Raw genomic sequence first — 20,323 nt, forward strand, 5'->3', positions numbered from 1 at the left:
CTCCCGCGAGCAGGAGTCCGTCATGGAACCTTCCCCCAGTGCCTCCGGAATGGCCCTTTCCGCAGACGGCACCCAGATCGCCTGGTCCCGCCAGGGTGACGGACCGCCGCTGGTGATCGTGGATCCGCTGACCTCGGACCGGAACAGCTCCGGCACCCGTGCGCTGGCGAATCTGCTGTCCGAGAACCACACGGTGTATACGTATGACCGCCGCGGGCTGGGTGAGAGCGGGCTCGGCGAGGAGTACACCGCCGAGTCCGACGTCGATGACCTGCTGGCCGTGGTGCAGGTGGCCGGCGGCACCGCAGACCTCTACGGCTTTGCGTCGGGGGCGTTCCTGGCTCTGCGGGCAGCCGAGGAATCCGCCGTCATCACCCGCGTTGTGGCACTGGAACCGGCCCTGGCCCTGGATGAAGGCGAGGACGAGCTGCTGGTGATGCAGACGGAACTGGAAGGACTCGGCGGCGTCCAGGTCCCCGTTCTGGTCCTTGCCGGAAGCACCAGCGGGGATGAGACCCGCGATCTCGCCCGCCGGGCAGCCGATGCCCTGGACGAGGGAGAGTTCCAGCTGGTGGAAGGCGATGTCTCCCGGGTGCCGGACGCCGCCCTGGCCGACGCCATCGAATCCTTCCTCGGCTGATTCTGCCGGCCGGGCGTAAGCTGGAGCCCCATTCCAGCACTCCGCCGAAGGACCGCAGATGCCGCACGTCAACGACCCCACAGTTATCGAATCCCTCCTGAAGAACAAGGGCCGCTGGGCCGTGGTGGGCCTGTCCAACAATCCGCTGCGCACCGCCGTCGGCGTGTCCCGCTATATCCAGGACCACCTGGGCATGGAGATCATCCCGGTGAGCCTCAAGGGCGACGACGTACACGGCAACAAGGGCTACCGGAGCCTGAAAGAGGTTCCCGGCCACATCGACGTCGTTGACTGCTTTGTGAATTCTTCCCGCGTGGGCGCAATCGTTGACCAGGCCATCGAAGTGGGGGCCAAAGCCGTGTGGCTGCAGCTGGGCGTCATCGACGAGGCCGCGGCGCAGCGGGCGGCCGACGCCGGGCTGGACGTTGTCATGAACACCTGCCCGGTCATCGAGGCACCGCGCTTCGGCCTGTAGCCCGCTGCCGCCCCTGGCACACTTTCTTTTCCCCGGACCTTTCACTTGCCCTGCCGCGGACGCCCTCATCCGCTGTGGAACTCCAAGATGACGCCGGGCAGGTCATGATTCGCAATGCTTCGCCGCATCATGACATCTGATTGCGCATCTGCACTGCCCCGGCAACCATGGAACCTGTAACCATCCAGAGCGGCTGAGAGACCTGGCTCCGTGACGCCGCAGCAACCCTTCCGCGATCCTGCGGAGCAAGGGTGCTACCGCCAGGACCGATGGAGAAGCACCCGCTTTCGCCCGGTCCCCTGCAGTGCGCTCCGGCGCACCCGCCGCCGGTCCGGCCTGCGGCGGCACCTCTTCTCGGGCTTGGACCCAGGAGGAACACATGATCCGGATTGAGAACGTCTCAACCGTCTTTGACACCGGCGGGCAGCAACTGACCGCCGTCGACAACGTCTCACTGAACATCGGCCGCGGAACCATCCAGGGCATCATCGGGTTTTCCGGTGCCGGCAAATCCACGCTGCTGCGCAACATCAACCTGCTGGAGCGGCCCACATCCGGCCGCGTGCTGGTGGACGGAGTGGACCTGGTGGGCCTCACACCGCTGGAGCTGCGCAAACGCCGCCACGGCATCGGCATGATCTTCCAGCACTTCAACCTGCTCAGCAATCTCACCGCGGCCCAGAACGTTGAACTGTCGCTGAAGTTCGCGGGAATCGGGAACTCGGCCGAGCGCCGCAAACGTGCGCTGGAAGCACTGGAAATTGTTGACCTGCCGGAGAAGGCCGGAACGTATCCGGCCAAGCTTTCCGGCGGGCAAAAGCAGCGTGTCGCCATTGCCCGCGCCCTTGCCACCAAACCCAAAGTGCTGCTCTGCGACGAACCGACCTCCGCCGTCGACCCCCGGACCACGGCCTCGGTACTGCAGTACCTGGCGGACGTCAACGCCCGCTTTGGCATCACCATTGTGGTGGTCACCCATGAAATGAACGTCATCAAAGCCATCGCTGAGAACGTTGCCGTCATGGAAGAGGGCCGGGTGGTGGAACAGTTCAACCTGAGTGAGCTGAAGCGCCCCGGGTTCAGCCCTGCCACGTCGATTGGACGCTACCTGGTGTCGGATGAGATCCGGCTTGAGCGGCCCGCAGCCCACCGCAAGGGGGCCCTCCATGTTTGACCGCATCCTTGAGGTCTGGCCCGAACTGCTGGCCGCGCTGGGAGAGACCGGCACCATGCTGATCATTGCCATTCCGCTGGCTGTGCTGCTGGGGACCCCGCTGGGGGTGCTGCTGTACGCCGTCGGACCCCACGGACTGTCACCCCGGCCCAAGCTGCACCGGATCCTGGACACGCTGGTGAACCTGGTGCGTTCCTTTCCGTTCCTTATCCTGCTGATCGCCATCATCCCGCTCACCCGGCTGCTGGTGGGAACCACCATCGGCACGGCAGCCGTGATCGTGCCGCTGACCATCAACGCGGTGCCCTACTTTGCCCGCTTCGTGGAACAGAACATCACCTCGCTGGGCGGCGGCGTGGTGGAAGCGGCGCGTTCGATGGGAGCCGGCCGGCTGCAGATCGTCCGCGACGTACTGCTCGTCGAGGCCCGCCCGGGCCTGATCAGCTCGGTGACCATCATGACCGTCAGCTTCATCTCCTACTCCGCCATGGCCGGGCTGGTGGGCGGCGGCGGGATTGGCGACTTCGCCATCCGCTACGGCTACTACCGCTACGAAACCGGGCTGATGGTCACCGCCATTGTGCTCATGGTCCTTCTGGTGCAGGCCGTGCAGCTGAGTGGTTCCTGGATCTCCCGCCGCGCCGACAAGCGCGTATGACCCGCCGCTGATCCCTTTCAGCGCTCGCACTCCAACTTTTGAAGAGGACACGTTGCACTCCATCACACCCAAAAACAGTTCTGCTCCGCCCGCACTAAGCCGCCGCACCCTGCTTGCCTACCTCGCGGCTGCCGGGGCTGCCGCGCCAGTCCTGGCCGGCTGCGGATTCCGTTCCGCCGATGCCGGCACCGACGAACGGACCATTCGTCTCATTTCCTCGCAGGTGAAGGTTTATGAGGAACCGGTGGGCATCGCCGGCCGGCTCCTCGCGGAAAAGGGCTGGAAGCTGCAGCCAACCTTCGTCAATGACATCAATCAGCCCAACATTGCGGTGGCCAACGGTGAGGCGGACGCCAACTGCTTCCAGCACATGGCTTATCTGGCGCAGTTCAACCGGGACAAGGGCCTGGATCTGGTGCCCCTGTTCTATATCCGTAATTCGCCGGCGGTGCTGTACTCCCGCCGGCACGCTGCGTTGGCCGACCTGCCCGACGGTGCGACCATCAGCATCCCGGTGGATCCCGCCAACAACGGCCGCGCCCTGTTCATGCTCCGCGCCCACGGCCTGCTGGAACTGTCCGACGGCGTCACGGTGGTCAACGCCTCGCAGCAGGACATCACCGCAAACCCGCGGAACCTGTCCTTTGTGGAGGTGGACCAGTTATCACTGAGCCAGACCCTGGCGGACGTGGATGCCGGTTTCATGTTCCAGTCCACCGCGATCGACGCCGGCATCGACAAGGAGGCCACGGTTGTGGCCGAGGAACAGGAAGCGGACGAGGTTCCTTACCGCTCAGTCTTCGCCGGCACCCGGGAATTCGCCGCCGGCGAGGGTGCCCGGGAACTGCGCGCCGCAATCCAGAGCCCCGAGGTCCGGGACTTCTTTGCCGGATACCAGGACGGGTTCTTCCAGCTTCCCTGGGACGAAGATCCGTTGCCCGCATTCGAACAGCTCAGCCGTGCCTGAGCGAGAGGACACCATGAGCACCCCCAGTTCCCGCTATCCGCAGGGCCGTCCGCGGCTGCTGCTCAACGCGTTCCTCATGAACACCGCCAGCCATATCCGGGGCGGACAATGGCGCCATCCCGACGCCGAACAGCACCGCTTCAATGAGCTTTCCCTCTGGACCGGGCTGGCGCGGCAACTGGAAGAGGCCAAGTTTGACGCCCTCTTTTTCGCCGACGTCGTGGGCCTGTACGGAGACCACGACGGCGGCTGGGACTACCACGTGCGCCGGGGACTGCAGGTGCCGGCCAATGATCCGGTGCTGCTGCTGGCGGCCCTCGCCGGGGCAACGAGCGAAATTGGCCTGGCTGCGACGTCGTCGGTTATCCAGTCCCATCCGTTCCACTTCGCACGCCAGATGTCCACGCTGGACCACCTCAGCAACGGCCGTGCCGGCTGGAATATTGTGACCTCGGTGCTGGAGAACGCACACCGGAACTTCGGTTCGGACGGGCTGACCGCCCACGACCGCCGCTACGACTGGGCGGATGAATACGTGGAAGCCGTATTCAAGCTCTGGGAGGGTTCCTGGGACGAGGGCGCCCTCCTTCAGGACAAGGCCTCGGGCGTTTATGCGGATCCGCAAAAGGTGCACAAAATTCATCACCGGGGCGAGCGGTATTCGATTGAGGGCCCGCACCTGAGCGCTCCGTCACCGCAGCGCACTCCCTTCCTGTTCCAGGCCGGCAGTTCCGGGCGCGGCCAGCAGTTCGCTGCAGCCAACGCCGAGGCAACGTTCATTTTCGCTCCGGGTCCGGAGTACGCGGGAAAGGTGGCGGCCGGAGTGCGCCGGCATGCCGCGGCCGCCGGCCGCCTGCCCGGGGACATCAAGGTTTTCACCGGGTTGTCCTTCGTAGTGGGCGGAACCGAGGCGGAAGCCCGCCGGAAGAGAGCTGAGCTGGACGAATACCTGGATCTGGACGCCGTCATCGCCCACATCGGCGGCGGGCTTGGCGTGGACTTTGGCGGCCTGCCGCTGGATACCCCGGTGGGCAGCATTGAAACCGAGGGCGGACGAGGCGTACTGGAGGCCATCATCGCCTCCACCCCCGGGCGCAACCCCACCCTGGCGGACGTTGCCCGGTACCGCACCGAGGCGCAGCAGGTGGCGGGAACCCCTGAACAGATCGCCGATGAATTGGAGCGCTGGCAGGACGCCGGCGTGGACGGCATCAACATCATCAACGCCGTGCTGCCCGGCTCCTACACCGATTTCATTGACGGAGTGCTGCCCGAACTGCGCAGCCGCGGACTGGCGCAAACCGACTACTCCCCGGGAACCTTCCGGGAAAAGGTCTTTGGCCGCAGTGCGGAATATCCCGGTCCTCTGCTGAATGACCGCCATCCGGCGGCCCGCTGCCGCGGAGCCTTCGGCGCTTCCATCCGGGACGTTCAGCCCGCCGCCTCACCCGGGTTACTCGGGGAACCCCAACGAATCCCGGCCGCCGCAGCCGCTGCGGCCCGAAAGGACTGACCTTGCATCGCAGACATTTCCTCCGCCTGGCGCTGGCCGGCAGCGGGGCCGCCGCACTGGCAACTGCCACCGGCTGCGGCTTCAGCTCTTCAACCTCCTCTGCCGCCGATGACCGGCGGATCCGGATTATCGTCACGGAGTCCGCGCCGTACCAGGAGCCGACCAAAATTGCCCAGCGGCTCCTGAAAGAACAGGGCTGGACGCTGGATGCCACCTACGTCACCGACATCATCCAGCCCAACCTGGCCGTATCCAACGGCGAGTTTGACGCCAACTATTTCCAGCACGGCGCCTATCTCCAGCAGTTCAATGCGGACAAGAACCTGCAGCTGGAACCGCTGTTCTACGTCTATGGGTCACCGGGCGGCATTTGGTCCGAACGCTGGAAATCCCTGCAGGAACTGCCCCACGGCGCCCGGATCGCCCTGCCGGTGGACCCGGCAAACAACGGCCGCGCGCTGGTGTTGCTGCGGGACGCAGGGCTGCTTGAACTGCAGGACGGCGTAGGCGTCATCAAAGTCTCGCAGGAATCGATCACTGCGAACCCGCGGAACCTGGAGTTCGTGGAGGTGGATCAGCAATCACTGTCGAAAACCCTGCCGGACGTTGACGCCGGGTTTCTGTTTGTCCGCCTGGCAGCCGAGATTGGCCTGACGGTTGAAGAGGCGCTGGCCTTTGAAGCGGAAGCGGACCAGCTGCCGTTCCGCTGTGTGGTTGCCGGCACCGCGGCTTTCGCGGCCACCGAAAAAGCCCGTGTGCTGCAGGAGGCGTACCAGTCGGAGGAGGTCCGCGGATGGTTTGCGGACTACATGGGCGGGGTGCTGCCCACTCCCTGGGACACTGACCCCCTTGATGAGCTGCCGAAGTGGTGGCAGGCATGAGCGCCGTGATTCCTGCCGGGACGGAAGGCAGCACGGAGTCCGGCTACCAGCTGCTCGCGGCCCGGTTCCGGCCCGTGTTTGCGCGGATAGCCGAAGGAGCCCTGGACCGTGAACTGACCCGGACGCTTCCTTTTGAGCAGGTGCGCTGGCTCAAGGAAGCCGGTTTTGGTGCCGTCCGCCTGCCTGCCGAAGCCGGCGGCAGCGGCGCCAGCCATACGGAGTTCTTCCGGTTGCTGGTGGAGCTGGCCGAAGCGGACTCAAATGTGGCGCATCTGCTGCGCTCCCATTTTGCGTTCGTGGAAACCATCGGCCGCGAAGACGCCGGATTCCGGGAGCGCTGGTATCCGCGGGTGGCGGCCGGGAAGATCTTCGGGAATGCCGCCACCGAGCGTTCCGGCAATGCCCTGGGCACCACGAATACCAAACTGCGGCCGGGCCCGCAGGGGTGGGTGCTGAACGGCGAAAAATATTACACGACGGGCAGCATCTTTGCTGACTGGATTGCCGTCATGGCCACTACCGACGGCGTTCCCGGCCGGCAGTATGCCGTGGTTCCGGTGAACAGTGAGGGAGTGCGGATCGTGGACGACTGGGACGGTTTCGGCCAGCAGCACACCGGCACCGGCACCACCTTTTTCACGGATGTGCAGGTACCCGCCCGGAACGTGATTCCGCGCGGTGCTGCGGAGAGCACCCTGGAGGCGGCGTTCTTCCAGCTGGTGCTCCTTGCCGTTCTTGCCGGCATCGGGCGGGCGGCCGTCCGGGATGCTGCAGCCCTGGTCCGCGGCCGCAAACGCACCTTCAACACCGGAAGCGGAAGCCTCTTCCGGCACGATCCCCTGATCCAGCAGCTGGTGGGACGGCTCTCGGCCAAAGCCGCAGCGGCGGAGGCGACCGTGCTGGCCGCCGCCGCGGAACTTGACGCTGCCTCCGACCCGGCCCTGAACCTGGACCCGGGGCAGGCCTACCTGCGCGGCGAGCTGGCAGTGGACCGGGCGCAGATCATTGTTCCGGAGCTGGTTCTGGATGTTGCGCAGGGCCTGTTCGACGTCACCGGGGCGTCAGCGGTGTCCAGGGACAAGGCCCTGGACCGGCACTGGCGAAATGCCCGTACGGTGGCCACCCACAACCCCGCGGTTTTCAAGGCGCGCGGGGTGGGGGACTGGGAGATCAACGGCACGGTGCCGCAGGGACTGGGCAGCATCGGCGATGCACCGGGGGCGGGCGCGTCATAGCTGCTCCGTCCGGGGCCCCGACGGTGTGCGCTGGCCGGGGCCCCGGGGGAAGCGGGTCCTACAACTTGGCGAACCGGGCGCGCAGGATGCCGGTGTACAGCCCGTAACACATCAGTCCTATGCCTACCGCTCCCAGCGCCAGCCCGCCGAAAGGCTGCCCGCGCAGGGCGTGGAGGGCGCCGTCGAGCCCCGTGGACTTCTCAGGATCGGCAGTGAAGGCGGCAACCGCCACCAGAATGCCCAGAATTCCCAGGGAAATCCCCTTGGCCACATAACCCGCCGTGCCGGTGACGGTGACGGCGCGGTCCCAGGTACCCGCCGGCACTGCCTGCAGCTTCTTGCGGAAGCCCTGGGTGGCGCCCTTGTAGACAAAGTAGCCGCCGACGACGACGATCCCGAGTCCCACCAAACCCAGCAGCACGGCGCCGGCGGGCTGCTCCATCAGCCGTGCACTCCAGCCGGCCGAGCTCTGCCCGCTGTCCTTGCCCGCGCCCATGGCGAAGGTGCCGAAGGACACGCCAATGGCCGCGTACGTGACGGCCTGGCCGGCGGCGGAAGCGCGGACCTTCCACGCCTCGCTGCCTTCCAGGCCGCGCCCGTCGAGCCAGATCCGGGAGAGCTGAAACAGTGCCAGCGTGAGGCAGCCCAGGAGACAGATCCAGAGCAGGACCAAACCGCCGGGCTGTCCGGCCAAAGCCGCCAGGGCGCCGGAGGAATCCGCGTCACCGCTGCCGCCGGTTGCGATCCGCAGCGCAATCACGCCGATGAGCAGGTGCAGCAGACCGCTGGCTACGTAGCCCATACGCGCCGCGCGTTCAAAACCCTTCGAGTCGGCTGCCTTCTCCGCGGCGGACGCCAATCTGTCCCCGTGACCTGTCTGCCCCAAAACTGTCCTCCAAGATTCGGGCGTACACCGTGGGGAGTACACCGGTTAGATACTGATCCGGATTCCATCCTGTCACTTGTGGCGCAGCCCTGCGGCGGCGGACTACGCTCGGACGATGGACGCGGCAGAAGTGAAACAGGTGTGCCTGCGGTTCCCGGGCGCCTTTGAGGACTATCCGTTCGGGCCGGGGACGGCCGTTTTCAAGGTGCGGGCCTCCGGCGGCCGGGCCAAAATGTTCGCCATGTTCTCGCCGGCGGTTTTGCCGGTGGTCATTTCCCTGAAGTGTGAACCGGAGCTGGCGGAGCAGCTGCGGGCAGCGCACCCGCAGATCAACGGCGCCTGGCACATGAACAAGAAGCACTGGAACTCGGTGGTGCTCGACGAAGGAATGGATGATTCCCTGGTGCGTGACCTGGTGGAGGACTCCTACGATCTGGTGGTGGCCTCGCTCCCGGCCAGGGACCGTGAATCGCTGGCGTGGAAAGGCCTGGCGGCCGGATGATCCGGGAACTGACCTATCCGGACGCCGGTTACACCCGCCGGCCGTATCCGCAGCCGCTCACGGACCACTGGCCGGAAGGTTACCGGCTGGTGCTGCGCCGGGAACAGCTTGAGGTTCCCGATCCCGCCGCAGGGTTCCTGCGCCTGGCCAACGGCATCCTGGGCTGGGACCTGCACCGCGGAGCCGGGCTGCGGGTGGCGGCGGCCACGCCGCGCGCGGCGCCTGGAGTGGAAATGGCTTCGGGTGTCGGTGTGGGCCCGCTGCGCTACTACGCGCCGTGCCGTGTTCTGTGGGCGGAGGAACCGGCAGTGGACGACGACGGCGTTCCCGTGCCGGGTCAGCGGGCGGGTTTTTGCTACGGCACGCTGAAGGGCCACCCGGAACAGGGCGAGGAGGGTTTCTACGCGGAGCTGGACCCGGACGGAAATCTGATCTTCCGGGTAGCCGCGTACAGCCGGCCGGCGAACCGGCTGATAGCTGCCGGGGACTTCGCGAACCGCGGCGTACAGGCCTTCATTACGCGGCGGTATCTGGCCGCAGCCTACAAACTGGCGTCGGTCAGCTGATCGCGGAGCAGGACAAATGCCAAGCCCAAACCCGGAACTTCCACCGGCATGAAACCGGCCGTCAGCAGGAGCTCCTGCGAGGCGGTGTTCTCCTCCTCGGTGTGGGCAATGACCCGGGAGACCGTCGGTTCGCCCAGCGCCAGGCGGACGAGGGCCAGCAGCGCTTCCGTGGCGTAGCCGCGGCCGCGCCGGGACGGCACCACGCTGTAGCTGACCTCTACGTCGCCTGCTTCGGGCAGCGTCAGGAAGCCAATGGTTCCCACCACCTCATTCGTGTCCCGTTCGCGGATGAGGCGGGTGCCCAGAGCTGCGGCAGCACTGTGGATACCCTGTTCAAAAAACTGCCGGACGGCGTCGTGGTCGGTGGGCTGGGGAAAGTCCTCCGCCCAGCCGGGAAGCCTGGACTGGCCGATGAGGGCATCCAGCTCCGCGGGGGACATAGTGTCCAGGAGCAGTCGTTCGGTAACGACGCTGGTGGACGGCGCCGGACGTTCGGGGGTAAGAGTCACAGCATAATTGTGCACCCCCTGTGGACATTTGCTGATATCGGGTGAGGTGATTCCTCTTCCCCCCTCCGCGAGATGACAGTAGGTGCACGTCTCGGGCCTGAGACGTGCACCTACTGGTGTATCGATGGGAGGAGGAAGGCAGGGAGGCTTAGCCGAAGTGCTTCGGCAGGGTCCCCTCGTAGGCTTCCTTCAGCTCGGAGAGCGGCAGTGAGAACTGGCCCTGGAAGTCCAGCGCCTCAATCTCGGTGTCCACCACGCCAATGCGCATGTGCGCGTAGCCGCGGGCGGAGCACATGTCCTTGAACCGGACCTCCTCGCTGCGGGCCACGGACACCAGGGCACGGGACTGGGATTCGGAGAACAGCATCGTGAACAGGTCCACTCCGTCGCGCTCGCAGACCTCGTCCAGCCCAATGCGGGCACCCACGCCAAAACGCAGCGCCATCTCGGACAGCGCCGCAGCCAGTCCGCCCTCGGAGAGGTCATGGGCGGCGTCGATCATGCCGTCGCGTGAGGCGTTGACCAGCAGCTCGCCCAGCAGCTTCTCGCGCATCAGGTCCACCACGGGCGGCTGTCCGCCCAGGTGGCCCTGCAGGTTGGCGAATTCGGAACCGTCCAGCTCGTCCTTCGTGACACCCATGAGGTAGATCGCCTGCCCGTCCTCGCGCCAGCCCGACGGCGTGCGGCGGGCGACGTCGTCGAACACGCCCAGCACACCCACCACGGGGGTGGGATGGATGGCAACGCCGCCGGTCTGGTTGTAGAGCGAAACGTTGCCGCCGGTGACCGGGATGCCCAGTTCCCGGCAGCCGTCGGCCAGGCCGCGGACCGCCTCGGCAAACTGCCACATGACCTCGGGGTCCTCGGGGGAGCCGAAGTTCAGGCAGTCGGTGACGGCCAGGGGGATGGCTCCGGAGGTGGACACATTGCGGTAGGACTCGGCCAGGGCCAGCTTCGCGCCCTCGTACGGGTTGAGGTAGGCGTAGCGGCCGTTCGCGTCGGTGGAGATCGCCACACCCAGGCCGGTGGTTTCATCCACGCGGATGACGCCGGCGTCGTCGGGCATGGCCAGCGCGGTGTTGCCCTGCACATAGCGGTCAAACTGGTTGGTGACCCAGGACTTGTCGCACATGTTCGGGGACGCCATGAGCTCCAGGATGGACTTCTTGATGGCCTCGGTACCGAACGGGCGGGTGCCGGAGAACTCATCCGCCTGCAGCCGGTCCTGCCATTCGGGGCGGTGGAACGGACGGTGGTAGACCGGCCCTTCATGCGCCACGGTCTTCGGGTCCACGTCCACAATGGTCTCGCCGTCCCAATCGATGATCAGCCGGCCGCTGCCGGTGACCTCGCCCAGCCAGGAGTACTCCACGTTCCACTTGTCCATGATGGCTTCGAACGCCTCAACGTTCTCCGGCGTCACCACGGCCATCATGCGTTCCTGGGACTCGGACATCAGGATTTCGCCCGGGGTCAGGGTGGGATCGCGCAGCAGCACCTTGGTCAGTTCCACATGCATGCCGCCGTCGCCGTTGGAGGCGAGCTCCGACGTCGCGCAGGAAATGCCGGCCGCACCCAGATCCTGGATACCCTCCACCACGGAGGACTTGAACAGTTCCAGGCAGCACTCAATGAGGACCTTTTCGGCGAACGGATCGCCCACCTGGACGGCGGGGCGCTTGGACGGCTTGTCTGCATCGAAGGATTCGGAAGCCAGCACCGAGGCGCCGCCAATACCGTCGCCGCCGGTGCGTGCACCGAAGAGCACCACCTTGTTGCCGGTGCCGGAGGCGTTGGCCAGCCGGATGTCCTCGTGGCGCATGACGCCCACGGCCAGGGCGTTGACCAGCGGGTTGCCCTGGTAGACGGAGTCGAAGACCAGTTCCCCGCCGATGTTCGGCAGGCCCAGGGAGTTGCCGTAGCCGCCGATGCCGGAGACGATGCCGTGCACCAGCCGGGCGGTGTCCGGGTGGTCAATGGCGCCGAAGCGCAGCGGATCCATCACGGCGACGGGGCGGGCACCCATGGAGATAATGTCGCGGACAATGCCGCCGACGCCGGTCGCCGCGCCCTGGTAGGGCTCCACGAAGGAGGGGTGGTTATGGGATTCCACCTTGAAGGTCACGGCCCAGCCGTCGCCGATATCCACCACACCGGCGTTTTCGCCGATGCCCACCAGCAGGTGTTCCTTCATCTTCTCGGTGACCTTCTCGCCGAACTGGGAGAGGTGCACCTTGGAGGACTTGTAGGAGCAGTGCTCGGACCACATGACCGAGTACATGGCCAGTTCAGCGGCGGTGGGCCGGCGGCCCAGAATCTCCACCACGCGGTTAAACTCGTCTTCCTTCAGGCCCAGTTCGGCCCAGGGGAGGTCGGTCTCCGGAGTGGCGGCGGCGTGCTCAACCGTGTCGATGCGGAATTTCTTCGTCCCGGCGGTGGAGTCTGCGGACACTGTCATTATTTGCCTCCGGCAACGAGCGAAGTGAGTACTGATGTGAAGATGCCCAGGCCGTCGGTGCCGTAGCCCAGCCCAACCTCGCCGTAGGCGGAGGAATCCGGGCCGAAGCCTGCTTCCACCGCGTGTTCGGGGTGCGGCATGAGCCCGACGACGTTGCCCGCGGCGTTGGTGATGCCGGCAATGTTGCGGCGCGAGCCGTTGGGGTTGACGCCGTCGTAGCGGAACACCACGCGGCCTTCGCCCTCCAGCTCGTCCAGTGTCTTTTCGTCAGCGACGTACTGGCCGTCCTGGTTCTTCAGCGGAATCACCATGCCGGAGTCTTTGGCGTAGGAACCGGTCCAGGCCGTCGTGTTGTTTTCCACGCGCAGCAGCTGGTCCGCGCAGGAGAACTTCAGATGGTTGTTCTTGATCATGGAGCCGGGCAGCAGGTGCGCCTCGGTGAGGATCTGGAAGCCGTTGCAGATGCCCAGCACGGGCATGCCGCCCTTGGATGCATCCACGACCTTGTCCATCAGCGGGGCAAAGCGGGCAATGGCACCTGCGCGCAGGTAGTCGCCGTAGGAGAAACCGCCGGGAATGATGACGGCGTCCACGGACTGCAGGTTGGCTTCGTTGTGCCAGAGGCCGACGGCGGTGCCGCCGGCGAGTGTGACTGCACGGGCGGCGTCGCGGTCATCCAGGGTGCCGGGAAAGGTGATGATGCCGATCCGGACGGCCCGCAGCTGTTCGTTGTCCGGCACAACGGAGAAATCGCCAATCAGGGGAGTGCTCAAAATCAGGCCTCCGAGATTACTTCAACGCGGGTGACGTCCTCGATGACCGGGTTGGACAGCAGTGTGGCGGCTGCCGTGCGGGCCTGTTCGAGGACCTCTTCCGTGACGTCTCCGTCCACGGTCAGCTCAAAGCGCTTGCCCTGGCGGACACCGGTGAATCCGGTGAGGCCCAGCCGCGGAAGGGCGCCGGCGATGGCCTTGCCCTGCGGATCGAGGATTTCAGGTTTGGGCATAACGTCAACAACGATCCGGGGCATCCGGGCAACTCCTGTGAGAGAAATGGGTGGCCGCGGACCCTGCCGTCTCACGCTGATTCAGCGCTCCGCGAGCTTGCACTGTTCAGTCTAGCGGCGTTTTCCGCGGCCGTCCGAACATGTCACCGGGGCGCGAAAATGCAGCCCCCGGCTCCGCTCAATGGTCGAGCAGCCGCTGCACAAACTGCCGCGTGCGTTCCTGCCGCGGCGCAGCGAGCACCTCGGCGGGCGTGCCCTCCTCGACGACGACGCCACCGTCCATGAAGATGACGCGGTCCGCTACATCCCGGGCGAAGCGAAGCTCGTGCGTAACCAGCAGCATGGTCCAGCCCTCTGCCGCCAGTTCGCGGATGGCCTCCAGCACTTCCCCCACGAGTTCCGGGTCCAGGGCCGAGGTGGGCTCATCGAAGAGCAGCAGCCGCGGCTTGAGCGCGAGGGCGCGGACAATGCCCACCCGCTGCTGCTGGCCGCCGGAGAGCTCATACGGATAGGCATCGCTCTTATCGGCAAGTCCAACGCGCGCGAGCAGGGCAAGAGCGTCAGCAGTAGCGTCCTTTTTGGGCCTCCGCTGAACCCGGACCGGCCCCTCGATCACGTTCTCCAGCACTGTGCGGTGCGGAAACAGGTTGTAGTGCTGGAACACCATGGCGCTGTGCTCGCGCAGCCCCGAGACTGCCCAGCGCGGCGGTTTGGCCCCAAAGTCCACCGGGGTGCCGCCGGTAAAGTGCACGGTGCCGGAATCCGGCACCTCGAGGCCGTTGAGGCAGCGCAGGACAGTGGTCTTACCGGATCCGCTCGGCCCGATAAGCGCGACGACCTGGCCGCGGCGGATGTCCAGGTCGATTCCCTTGAGCACCTCCACGGCGCCGAAGCGCTTGTGCAGGCCGCGGACGGCCAGGACATCGGAGCCGGAGTTCTCCGGAGCCTCATTTAGCGACATGGCGGTCCAGCCTCCTTTCAAGGGCAGATTGTCCCGTGGACAGGACCAGGCAGATGATCCAGTAAATGAACGCGGCTTCGATGTAGACGGCCATGAACTCCTGGCTGAACGCTGCAATCTCCTGCGCCTGCCGGAACAACTCGGTAACGAGAATGAGGGAGGCGAGGGAGGTGTCCTTCACCAGGCTGATGAACGTGTTGGACAGCGGCGGCACCGAAACCCGGGCTGCCTGCGGCAGGATGACGCGGATGAGGGTCTGCGCGGAGGACATCCGGATGGTGTAGGCCGCTTCCCACTGACCGCGCGGGACGGAAAGGATCGCAGCCCTGATGACCTCGGCTGCGTAGCCGCCCACATTGAGGGAGAACGCGATGACGGCGCTGGGCCACGGGGGAACCAGCACCCCGATGGAGGGCAGGCCGTAGAAGATGACAAAGAGCTGCACCAGCAGCGGGGTTCCCCGCACGACCGACACATAGACACGGGCGATCGCGGAGAGGATCCGCACCTTCGACAGCCGCAGCAGTGCGATGCCGAGGGCGATGGCCAGTCCCAGGGCGAAGGAAACCAGCGCGAGCGGAATCGTGCCTTTGACCGCGCCTTCAACAAGCGGCAGGAAGGAGCGCAGGACGAGGTCCCACGTCGACTCATCCATGGACCCGCCTACTCCGTGACGTTCTCGCCGAAGTACTTCTCGGAGATCTCGGCGAGCGTTCCGTCAGCGCGCAGTTGGGCCAGTGCGTCATTGACGGCGTCGCGCAGCTCGGTGTTGCCCTTGGTAAAAGCAAAGGCCGAGAGCGCGGGATCGTCGGTTTCGGCCGCGATCTGAAGCGGGGCATCCGGCGTCTGCTGCATGTAGTCGAGGTAGGTCAGCTTGTCATTGACGGTGGCGTCCACGCGTCCCTGCTCAAGCAGGGATACGGCCTGCGCCCATCCCTCCACGGCCTCCACCTTGGCGCCGCTCTCCTGGGCAAGCGTGTACCAGTTGCTCGTCAGTGACTGGGCCGTCGTCTTGCCGTCGAGATCGGCGAAGGAACTGATTGATGTTTCGCCTTCGGGCACCACAATGACGCCGGGGCTCACGGTGTACGGCTCGGAGAAGTCGTACGCCTCCTCGCGGTCCGGGTTGATGGATACCTGGTTGGCAATCATGGCAAAGCGGTTGGCGTCGAGTCCGGCGAAAATGGCGTCCCACTGGGTCTCTTCGAACTTCACGTCGACGCCGAGCTTGTCGGCAACCGCTTCGGTGATTTCGACGTCGTAGCCGGTCAGGTCACCGGAGCCGTCAGCGTGGAAGCTGAACGGGCGGTAAGTGCCTTCCGTGCCGACCACGATGGTGCCCTCGTCCTGAATGGCCGCGAGTCCCGTCTGGGCGGTGTCGTCCGCTCCGCCGGAGCCGCAGGCGGCCAGAGTCAGGGTGCCGGTGGCCAGGGCAAGCGCCGCGAGGGTCTTATGGATGCGCATGTTTCTCCTAGAGTTTGCCTGCCACGATACGCACCTTCGCGGATCTGTACACGGTGTTTGTTACGCCGTGTGTAGACCGGCGGGTGACAGGCTTACGCGGGAACGCTGATCTGGAAGCCGCAGCGGCACCGCAGCAGCGTGGTGTCCAGCTGGACTTCAGGAACAGCAGCGCCGTCCGGGTCAGTAAAGAGGGGTTCAAAGATGGACACCGTTGCCGTGTCCCGGGGCTGCATGGGCTCGCCGCAGTGCAGATACTCGGCGTCCTCCGGGCTGCCCGCGTTGAGGCTGCGCGCCCGGACAGCGGAATGCCGGACCGGGTGGCCGTAAAAGCGGTTGCATTCGGAGCAGGTATAGCTGATTTCGAGGAACTCCGCGGCGTCTTTGCCAACGGCCGGTTCCACGGATTCGATGATCAGGTATTCATCCGTCCCGCAGTGGGTGCACCACGGGACGTAGGGTTCCGGTGCAGGATCTGCTGCACCTTCGGGTCTCGCTTGCGTTGACATTTCGTGCCTCCAATTGAGGTCCGGACGAAAGGGCTCCATCACCCGTCGTCCCGAACGCATACTAAGTATGCTTATGTAGTTTACGCAGGGCGCAGGCGTGCAACAAGTCCGCCTGGGTGCCGCGAGGGCTTCAGCTGTGACCGGTTTTACTGCCGCTAGAGTGGGTCCGTGAAAGCCCTTACTGCCAAGCCGGCCATCGTGCGCCGCTATATGAACTGTTGGCCCCCGTTCGCCTTTTCCGGTATCCACATCACTGATCTGGGCGGGGATTTTATGTCCGCTGAGGTGAGGCTGCGGCTGCACTGGTGGAACCGCAATGTGGCCGGCGTGCATTTTGGCGGTTCGCTCTTCGCCATGACGGATCCGTTTTGGATGATGCTCCTGCTGCGCCAGCTGGGCGGGGACCACGTGGTGTGGGACCGGGCAGCTGAAATCGACTTCATCAAGCCCGGCCGCGGCGATGTCACGGCCCGTTTTGTCCTGGAGCCGGCCGATGTGGAGCGCCTCAGGAAGCTGGCTGCCGGCGGCGGGAAAGTGCTGGAGTGGTTCTCCGTGGACGTGGTGGACGCCGACGGCGAGGTGGTGGCGCGGGTGAAAAAGCAGGTTTATGTCCGGCGCAAGCGGGAAAAGTCTCCGCTGCCGATTTCCTGATCCCGGGCTGCTGATTCCCTAGAGGGTTGCCTCTGCCGGGCCCAGAAGCGCGGTGAGGTTTTCCCACCGGCCGATCTCGCAGCCGTCTCGCAGTGAGAAGGTCCGGTCCACCGATTCCCCGTTCACGGTTCCGGTGACCTTGGCCCGCTGCATCCCGATGATGTTCTGGGTGCACATCAGGTTAGGATCCGGTGCTGCAAAGAGTGAGGCGCCGGAGCCGGCCAGCACGGCGCAGGCGGCAGCAGGATCCGGAGCATCGGAGGTTCCCGCGGGGTCTGCACCGTTGCACTGCAGCGTCCAGGTCCCGCTCGGCGTGTCTCCGTCGGCAAGGAATTCAACGGTCAGTGAGGTGCCGGCCGCAGCGGGGGATCCGCTGGGGGTCACCGACGGCACGGACGCTGAGGGTGACGGGGACGGCGCCGTCGAACCGCCTGTTGGCGCGCCGGCGGAGTCTCCGCACGCGGACAGGGCAAGGGCGGCAAGTGTCAGGACCAGCAGTCCTCGAAGCGGGCGGAACATGGTGAGACCTCCGGGTAGGGTGGCCCCAGCTTAGCGAGCTTCAGCGGCCGGTTTCGTGAGCATCGGCTGCTGCCCGTGCCTGGGCCAGGAAGTAGGGGCCCTGGCCCGGGTAATATTCCTCGAATTCCGGAACGGTTCCGCCGGTGCGGACCGCCGTGAGCCGGTCCAGATAGTATTCCCAGCCGGGTCCCACGCTTTCCGCTGCCAGCGGGTCGTCCAGGTGATGAATAAACTCCAGCCCGGCGCCGCCCGGGGCGTCCCGAAGCCGGATCTCCAGGTCCCAGCTGCCGTACTCATCCTCAACCAGCACCCGAAGCAGCTCCGGGGCCGAACATTCGGAAATCCGAAATCGGCTCCACGGCAGCCCTTCCTCGTACAGCATCTGCACATCCACGCTGTCGCCCCGGCGCGGGGAACCTTCCCAGCGGCCAAACCACGGGGCTGCGAGGGAGGAGTCCGTGAAGCTGGACCACACGGAGGAGGGAGATTCGGTAAACGTGCGGGTAAGGGTCAGGTGGTAAGACTCCGGTCCGGTGCGGTGGACCCTGCCGGTGGGTTGTGGCTGCATGGCCGCTCCTGTTGGGGTTCCAGCAGGCCGAGGATGCGGGCCCGCAGCTGCTGCGACTCTTCGCTGAACTGCCGCTGGGCAGAAGCATACTCACTGCGGCCTGCCGGGGTCTCCACCGGGATCGGAGAATAGCCCCAATCCTGCAGATCGTAGGGGGAGGCCCGCATGTCCATGGTCCGGATGCGCCAGGAGAGTTCAAAGCAGTCCATTACCAGTTCGCTGGGCAGCAGCGGGACGAGCTTGTAGGCCCACTTGTACAGATCCATGTTGGCGTGCAGGCACCCGGGCTGTTCCAGCTCGGGCTGGTTCTCCCGGGTGGGAACCAGCTCATTCAGGGGTGCGGCCTGCGGTGCGTAAAAGCGGAACGCGTCAAAGTGGGTGCAGCGGATCTTGCTGCGCTCCACCAAATCATCGGTTCCTTCGGCCCCCAGGCGCAGCTGGAGGTATTCATGCCGGATGCCGTTCGTCTCCGACCTATAGGCCATGGCCCATTCATGCATGCCGAAGCAGCCCAGGGTTGGCTTCCGGGCTGCGGTGCGGGAAAGCAACATGCGGGTGAACGCTGCTGCGTCACCGCGCGCGGCCGCAAAGGCCGGCAGATCAACGGTGACAGCCGTCGTCGTACTGCTGAGGCCTTCCGCTGCCAGTTCCGCCTCGCTGAGGGGGCGGTAGAACTTCCAGCCTGCGCGCTCGCCGGCCGCGGGACCGGTCAGTACGACGCCGGCCCCCGGGTGCCAGCGCAGCAGCTGCCCGGGCTTCTGGGAATAGTAGGTAAAGAGGAAATCCTCCACCGGATGCTTCCGCCCGGCCGACCTGCGGGTGAGGAAACCCTGAACGAACGGCTGGACGCGTTCAACGTGCTGCCGGCTCAGCGGCAGCCACTGTTCCTCGGTCAGGACGGCGGTAAAGGCGGAAGAAGTCACTGCACCATTATCCTGCCTCATGCTCCGGCACTGCCTGGGCTGCGCTGATCAGGCGGCGCATTGCCTCATTGAGCTCCCGAACCTGTTCCCGGCTCAGATCCAGCTTGCCCATCATGATGCCCGGAACTTCAGTGGCATCCCGGCGCAGCGCCCGTCCGGCCTCGGTCAGATCCACCGCCAGGGAACGGTCATCCTGCGGAGAGCGGTTGCGGGAAACGAATCCGGCAGACTCGAGGCGCTTGAGCATGGGGGAGAGGGTGGCCGGTTCCATGGCCAGCGCCCCGCCCAGGCTGCGCACGGTGCGCGGGCTCTGTTCCCACAGGGCAAGCATGACGAGGTACTGCGGGTGGGTGAGGCCCAGCTTTTCCAGGACCGGCTTGTAGGCGCCCACCACGCTGCGGGATGCCACCGACAGGGCAAAGCAGAGCTGATGCTCCAGCAGGAGGTCGTCGTCTGCCTGTTTCATGATCCAGCCCTCTTCCCAAACCGTTAGTGCACTAATGATTAGCGTACTATGGGCATCAGGCTACGACGTTGCGGAAAGGTTCTGGAGATGGCTGACAAGGAAAGCTTCACCTCGAAATTCATGCGGGCCACCGGCAAGGTGCGGCTGATTTTCGGTCCTGCCCAAACCAGTGCCCTGGACCATCCCATGACTGATGAGAATCAGCAGCTGCTCAAGCAGCAGCAGGCGCAGGAGAAGGCGCAGTGGGAAACCGTCACGCGGGCGGACGGCAGCAGCTACATCGTGACGCGCAAGCCGGAGTAGCAGCCCCTCCGCGTAGCCGGCATAAAAGTTTGCGTATTCCGCCCGCAGCGCGGCGGGCAACGCGTACGGTTGATTAATCCGGAATCCAGGAGCCCTGAGCCTGGACGGACTTCCGGCCTCAACCGCACAAGGAATCTTCCATGAGCGATGAAATCCCCGCCCGTCCCGCGCCCGTATCTCACGGCCCCGGACCCCTGGGCAAGCTCGGCCGCCTGGTAGCCGCGTTCTACGGAGACGCCGCACGTGACGGCGCCACGGAGCCGGTTCGGCATCTGCATGACGAATTGGAAAACGAGATCGACGACCAGATTCGGTCCATCCGCGTGGAGACCGACGGCGGCGGCCGGCATTACGGCGTCCGGATCGTTCCTCCGGCGGAGCCGTATCCGCAAGGATATCTGCTCTCGTATCCGTCCTACGGCAAGCGCCCGCCAATGCTGCCGGAGCCCTGACCCGGGCACCTGAACCCGGTTGCCCGGACCTCTTCGGGCG

General features: G+C 65.6%; 26 protein-coding genes and 1 riboswitch. Of the genes, 13 read left to right on the forward strand and 13 right to left on the reverse strand.

Annotated features, from left to right (window positions below):
* Positions 1 to 22 precede the first annotated feature (22 nt).
* The 8 genes from AC4D2Q_RS06195 (at position 23) to AC4D2Q_RS06230 (ending at position 7,543) form a co-directional block, all read left to right on the forward strand.
* The gene (locus tag AC4D2Q_RS06195) at positions 23 to 640 is read left to right on the forward strand and encodes an alpha/beta fold hydrolase (protein ID WP_490927595.1); all 618 of its coding nucleotides are present in this window, start codon (positions 23 to 25) and stop codon (positions 638 to 640) included.
* Between the two features lie 58 nt (positions 641 to 698).
* Positions 699 to 1,115, forward strand: a complete 417-nt coding sequence (locus tag AC4D2Q_RS06200) for a CoA-binding protein (protein ID WP_490945656.1) — start codon at positions 699 to 701, stop codon at positions 1,113 to 1,115.
* Between the two features lie 177 nt (positions 1,116 to 1,292).
* Positions 1,293 to 1,391: riboswitch (SAM riboswitch) on the forward strand.
* 103 nt (positions 1,392 to 1,494) lie between these two features.
* The gene (locus tag AC4D2Q_RS06205) at positions 1,495 to 2,289 is read left to right on the forward strand and encodes a methionine ABC transporter ATP-binding protein (RefSeq protein ID WP_490945657.1); all 795 of its coding nucleotides are present in this window, start codon (positions 1,495 to 1,497) and stop codon (positions 2,287 to 2,289) included.
* On the forward strand, positions 2,282 to 2,947 hold the full coding sequence (locus AC4D2Q_RS06210) for a methionine ABC transporter permease (RefSeq protein ID WP_490945658.1): 666 nt from the start codon (positions 2,282 to 2,284) through the stop codon (positions 2,945 to 2,947). Before AC4D2Q_RS06205 ends, AC4D2Q_RS06210 begins: the two co-directional genes overlap by 8 nt.
* Before the next feature lie 52 nt (positions 2,948 to 2,999).
* Positions 3,000 to 3,914: a MetQ/NlpA family ABC transporter substrate-binding protein gene (locus AC4D2Q_RS06215; protein ID WP_490945659.1), complete on the forward strand. Its 915-nt coding sequence runs from the start codon at positions 3,000 to 3,002 to the stop codon at positions 3,912 to 3,914.
* 13 nt (positions 3,915 to 3,927) lie between these two features.
* Positions 3,928 to 5,427: an LLM class flavin-dependent oxidoreductase gene (locus AC4D2Q_RS06220; RefSeq protein ID WP_490945660.1), complete on the forward strand. Its 1,500-nt coding sequence runs from the start codon at positions 3,928 to 3,930 to the stop codon at positions 5,425 to 5,427.
* A gap of 2 nt (positions 5,428 to 5,429) precedes the next feature.
* Complete coding sequence (locus tag AC4D2Q_RS06225) at positions 5,430 to 6,308, forward strand: MetQ/NlpA family ABC transporter substrate-binding protein (RefSeq protein ID WP_490945661.1); 879 nt, start codon at positions 5,430 to 5,432, stop codon at positions 6,306 to 6,308.
* The gene (locus AC4D2Q_RS06230; protein WP_490945662.1) at positions 6,305 to 7,543 is read left to right on the forward strand and encodes an acyl-CoA dehydrogenase family protein; all 1,239 of its coding nucleotides are present in this window, start codon (positions 6,305 to 6,307) and stop codon (positions 7,541 to 7,543) included. Before AC4D2Q_RS06225 ends, AC4D2Q_RS06230 begins: the two co-directional genes overlap by 4 nt.
* A gap of 58 nt (positions 7,544 to 7,601) precedes the next feature.
* Here the strand turns inward: AC4D2Q_RS06230 and AC4D2Q_RS06235 are convergent, their stop codons facing one another.
* Positions 7,602 to 8,429, reverse strand: a complete 828-nt coding sequence (locus AC4D2Q_RS06235) for a DUF1206 domain-containing protein (RefSeq protein ID WP_490945663.1) — start codon at positions 8,427 to 8,429, stop codon at positions 7,602 to 7,604.
* Between the two features lie 115 nt (positions 8,430 to 8,544).
* On the opposite strand from AC4D2Q_RS06235, the gene AC4D2Q_RS06240 reads away from it, so the two are divergent.
* Both AC4D2Q_RS06240 and AC4D2Q_RS06245 read left to right on the forward strand, forming a co-directional pair.
* On the forward strand, positions 8,545 to 8,931 hold the full coding sequence (locus tag AC4D2Q_RS06240; protein WP_490945664.1) for an MmcQ/YjbR family DNA-binding protein: 387 nt from the start codon (positions 8,545 to 8,547) through the stop codon (positions 8,929 to 8,931).
* Positions 8,928 to 9,497: a DUF1990 domain-containing protein gene (locus tag AC4D2Q_RS06245; RefSeq protein WP_490945665.1), complete on the forward strand. Its 570-nt coding sequence runs from the start codon at positions 8,928 to 8,930 to the stop codon at positions 9,495 to 9,497. The genes AC4D2Q_RS06240 and AC4D2Q_RS06245 overlap by 4 nt, the downstream gene beginning before the upstream one ends.
* On the opposite strand, the gene AC4D2Q_RS06250 is transcribed toward AC4D2Q_RS06245, so the two are convergent.
* The 8 genes from AC4D2Q_RS06250 to AC4D2Q_RS06285 all read right to left on the reverse strand — a co-directional run bounded on the left by AC4D2Q_RS06250 (position 9,473) and on the right by AC4D2Q_RS06285 (position 16,401).
* On the reverse strand, positions 9,473 to 10,006 hold the full coding sequence (locus AC4D2Q_RS06250; RefSeq protein ID WP_490945666.1) for a GNAT family N-acetyltransferase: 534 nt from the start codon (positions 10,004 to 10,006) through the stop codon (positions 9,473 to 9,475). The two genes, AC4D2Q_RS06245 and AC4D2Q_RS06250, sit on opposite strands and share 25 nt — an antisense overlap.
* Positions 10,007 to 10,154: 148 nt before the next feature.
* Positions 10,155 to 12,464, reverse strand: a complete 2,310-nt coding sequence (gene purL, locus AC4D2Q_RS06255) for a phosphoribosylformylglycinamidine synthase subunit PurL (RefSeq protein ID WP_490945667.1) — start codon at positions 12,462 to 12,464, stop codon at positions 10,155 to 10,157.
* Positions 12,464 to 13,240, reverse strand: coding sequence for a phosphoribosylformylglycinamidine synthase subunit PurQ (purQ, locus tag AC4D2Q_RS06260; protein WP_490945715.1), 777 nt, complete (start codon positions 13,238 to 13,240; stop codon positions 12,464 to 12,466). The genes purL and purQ overlap by 1 nt, the downstream gene beginning before the upstream one ends.
* The gene (gene purS / locus AC4D2Q_RS06265; protein ID WP_400929618.1) at positions 13,240 to 13,494 is read right to left on the reverse strand and encodes a phosphoribosylformylglycinamidine synthase subunit PurS; all 255 of its coding nucleotides are present in this window, start codon (positions 13,492 to 13,494) and stop codon (positions 13,240 to 13,242) included. Before purS ends, purQ begins: the two co-directional genes overlap by 1 nt.
* A gap of 154 nt (positions 13,495 to 13,648) precedes the next feature.
* The gene (locus tag AC4D2Q_RS06270) at positions 13,649 to 14,431 is read right to left on the reverse strand and encodes an amino acid ABC transporter ATP-binding protein (protein ID WP_490945668.1); all 783 of its coding nucleotides are present in this window, start codon (positions 14,429 to 14,431) and stop codon (positions 13,649 to 13,651) included.
* Entirely contained in the window at positions 14,418 to 15,086 is a 669-nt protein-coding gene (locus AC4D2Q_RS06275) for an amino acid ABC transporter permease (RefSeq protein WP_490927609.1), read from the reverse strand. The genes AC4D2Q_RS06270 and AC4D2Q_RS06275 overlap by 14 nt, the downstream gene beginning before the upstream one ends.
* An 8-nt stretch (positions 15,087 to 15,094) precedes the next feature.
* On the reverse strand, positions 15,095 to 15,895 hold the full coding sequence (locus AC4D2Q_RS06280) for an amino acid ABC transporter substrate-binding protein (protein WP_490945669.1): 801 nt from the start codon (positions 15,893 to 15,895) through the stop codon (positions 15,095 to 15,097).
* 92 nt (positions 15,896 to 15,987) lie between these two features.
* Positions 15,988 to 16,401, reverse strand: coding sequence for a hypothetical protein (locus AC4D2Q_RS06285; RefSeq protein WP_490945670.1), 414 nt, complete (start codon positions 16,399 to 16,401; stop codon positions 15,988 to 15,990).
* Positions 16,402 to 16,569: 168 nt separating this feature from the next.
* Here AC4D2Q_RS06285 and AC4D2Q_RS06290 point away from each other — a divergent pair, with 168 nt between their 5' ends.
* Positions 16,570 to 17,052, forward strand: a complete 483-nt coding sequence (locus tag AC4D2Q_RS06290) for a DUF4442 domain-containing protein (protein WP_490945671.1) — start codon at positions 16,570 to 16,572, stop codon at positions 17,050 to 17,052.
* An 18-nt stretch (positions 17,053 to 17,070) separates the two neighbouring features.
* On the opposite strand, the gene AC4D2Q_RS06295 is transcribed toward AC4D2Q_RS06290, so the two are convergent.
* From AC4D2Q_RS06295 to AC4D2Q_RS06310, 4 genes are read right to left on the reverse strand one after another with little or no spacing between them, the layout of a single operon-like run.
* On the reverse strand, positions 17,071 to 17,571 hold the full coding sequence (locus AC4D2Q_RS06295) for a hypothetical protein (RefSeq protein ID WP_490945672.1): 501 nt from the start codon (positions 17,569 to 17,571) through the stop codon (positions 17,071 to 17,073).
* Positions 17,572 to 17,611: 40 nt separating this feature from the next.
* The gene (locus AC4D2Q_RS06300; protein WP_490945673.1) at positions 17,612 to 18,139 is read right to left on the reverse strand and encodes an SRPBCC domain-containing protein; all 528 of its coding nucleotides are present in this window, start codon (positions 18,137 to 18,139) and stop codon (positions 17,612 to 17,614) included.
* The gene (locus AC4D2Q_RS06305; RefSeq protein ID WP_490945674.1) at positions 18,082 to 19,083 is read right to left on the reverse strand and encodes a 3-methyladenine DNA glycosylase; all 1,002 of its coding nucleotides are present in this window, start codon (positions 19,081 to 19,083) and stop codon (positions 18,082 to 18,084) included. Before AC4D2Q_RS06305 ends, AC4D2Q_RS06300 begins: the two co-directional genes overlap by 58 nt.
* Positions 19,070 to 19,528, reverse strand: coding sequence for a MarR family winged helix-turn-helix transcriptional regulator (locus AC4D2Q_RS06310; protein WP_490945675.1), 459 nt, complete (start codon positions 19,526 to 19,528; stop codon positions 19,070 to 19,072). The genes AC4D2Q_RS06305 and AC4D2Q_RS06310 overlap by 14 nt, the downstream gene beginning before the upstream one ends.
* Positions 19,529 to 19,615: 87 nt before the next feature.
* On the opposite strand from AC4D2Q_RS06310, the gene AC4D2Q_RS06315 reads away from it, so the two are divergent.
* Complete coding sequence (locus tag AC4D2Q_RS06315) at positions 19,616 to 19,831, forward strand: hypothetical protein (RefSeq protein ID WP_490927617.1); 216 nt, start codon at positions 19,616 to 19,618, stop codon at positions 19,829 to 19,831.
* A 140-nt stretch (positions 19,832 to 19,971) separates the two neighbouring features.
* Complete coding sequence (locus tag AC4D2Q_RS06320; protein WP_490945676.1) at positions 19,972 to 20,283, forward strand: hypothetical protein; 312 nt, start codon at positions 19,972 to 19,974, stop codon at positions 20,281 to 20,283.
* Positions 20,284 to 20,323 lie beyond the last annotated feature (40 nt).

Source organism: Arthrobacter sp. TJ-178 (assembly GCF_058269275.1).

Coding starts and splice junctions, on each gene's coding strand:
- AC4D2Q_RS06195 (WP_490927595.1), top strand. CDS start 23: ATGGAACCTTCCCCCAGTGCCTCCGGAATGGCCCTTTCCGCAGACGGC.
- AC4D2Q_RS06200 (WP_490945656.1), top strand. CDS start 699: ATGCCGCACGTCAACGACCCCACAGTTATCGAATCCCTCCTGAAGAAC.
- AC4D2Q_RS06205 (WP_490945657.1), top strand. CDS start 1,495: ATGATCCGGATTGAGAACGTCTCAACCGTCTTTGACACCGGCGGGCAG.
- AC4D2Q_RS06210 (WP_490945658.1), top strand. CDS start 2,282: ATGTTTGACCGCATCCTTGAGGTCTGGCCCGAACTGCTGGCCGCGCTG.
- AC4D2Q_RS06220 (WP_490945660.1), top strand. CDS start 3,928: ATGAGCACCCCCAGTTCCCGCTATCCGCAGGGCCGTCCGCGGCTGCTG.
- AC4D2Q_RS06230 (WP_490945662.1), top strand. CDS start 6,305: ATGAGCGCCGTGATTCCTGCCGGGACGGAAGGCAGCACGGAGTCCGGC.
- AC4D2Q_RS06240 (WP_490945664.1), top strand. CDS start 8,545: ATGGACGCGGCAGAAGTGAAACAGGTGTGCCTGCGGTTCCCGGGCGCC.
- AC4D2Q_RS06245 (WP_490945665.1), top strand. CDS start 8,928: ATGATCCGGGAACTGACCTATCCGGACGCCGGTTACACCCGCCGGCCG.
- purL (WP_490945667.1), bottom strand. CDS start 12,464: ATGACAGTGTCCGCAGACTCCACCGCCGGGACGAAGAAATTCCGCATC.
- purS (WP_400929618.1), bottom strand. CDS start 13,494: ATGCCCCGGATCGTTGTTGACGTTATGCCCAAACCTGAAATCCTCGAT.
- AC4D2Q_RS06270 (WP_490945668.1), bottom strand. CDS start 14,431: ATGTCGCTAAATGAGGCTCCGGAGAACTCCGGCTCCGATGTCCTGGCC.
- AC4D2Q_RS06275 (WP_490927609.1), bottom strand. CDS start 15,086: ATGGATGAGTCGACGTGGGACCTCGTCCTGCGCTCCTTCCTGCCGCTT.
- AC4D2Q_RS06280 (WP_490945669.1), bottom strand. CDS start 15,895: ATGCGCATCCATAAGACCCTCGCGGCGCTTGCCCTGGCCACCGGCACC.
- AC4D2Q_RS06285 (WP_490945670.1), bottom strand. CDS start 16,401: ATGTCAACGCAAGCGAGACCCGAAGGTGCAGCAGATCCTGCACCGGAA.
- AC4D2Q_RS06295 (WP_490945672.1), bottom strand. CDS start 17,571: ATGTTCCGCCCGCTTCGAGGACTGCTGGTCCTGACACTTGCCGCCCTT.
- AC4D2Q_RS06300 (WP_490945673.1), bottom strand. CDS start 18,139: ATGCAGCCACAACCCACCGGCAGGGTCCACCGCACCGGACCGGAGTCT.
- AC4D2Q_RS06305 (WP_490945674.1), bottom strand. CDS start 19,083: ATGAGGCAGGATAATGGTGCAGTGACTTCTTCCGCCTTTACCGCCGTC.
- AC4D2Q_RS06310 (WP_490945675.1), bottom strand. CDS start 19,528: ATGAAACAGGCAGACGACGACCTCCTGCTGGAGCATCAGCTCTGCTTT.
- AC4D2Q_RS06315 (WP_490927617.1), top strand. CDS start 19,616: ATGGCTGACAAGGAAAGCTTCACCTCGAAATTCATGCGGGCCACCGGC.
- AC4D2Q_RS06320 (WP_490945676.1), top strand. CDS start 19,972: ATGAGCGATGAAATCCCCGCCCGTCCCGCGCCCGTATCTCACGGCCCC.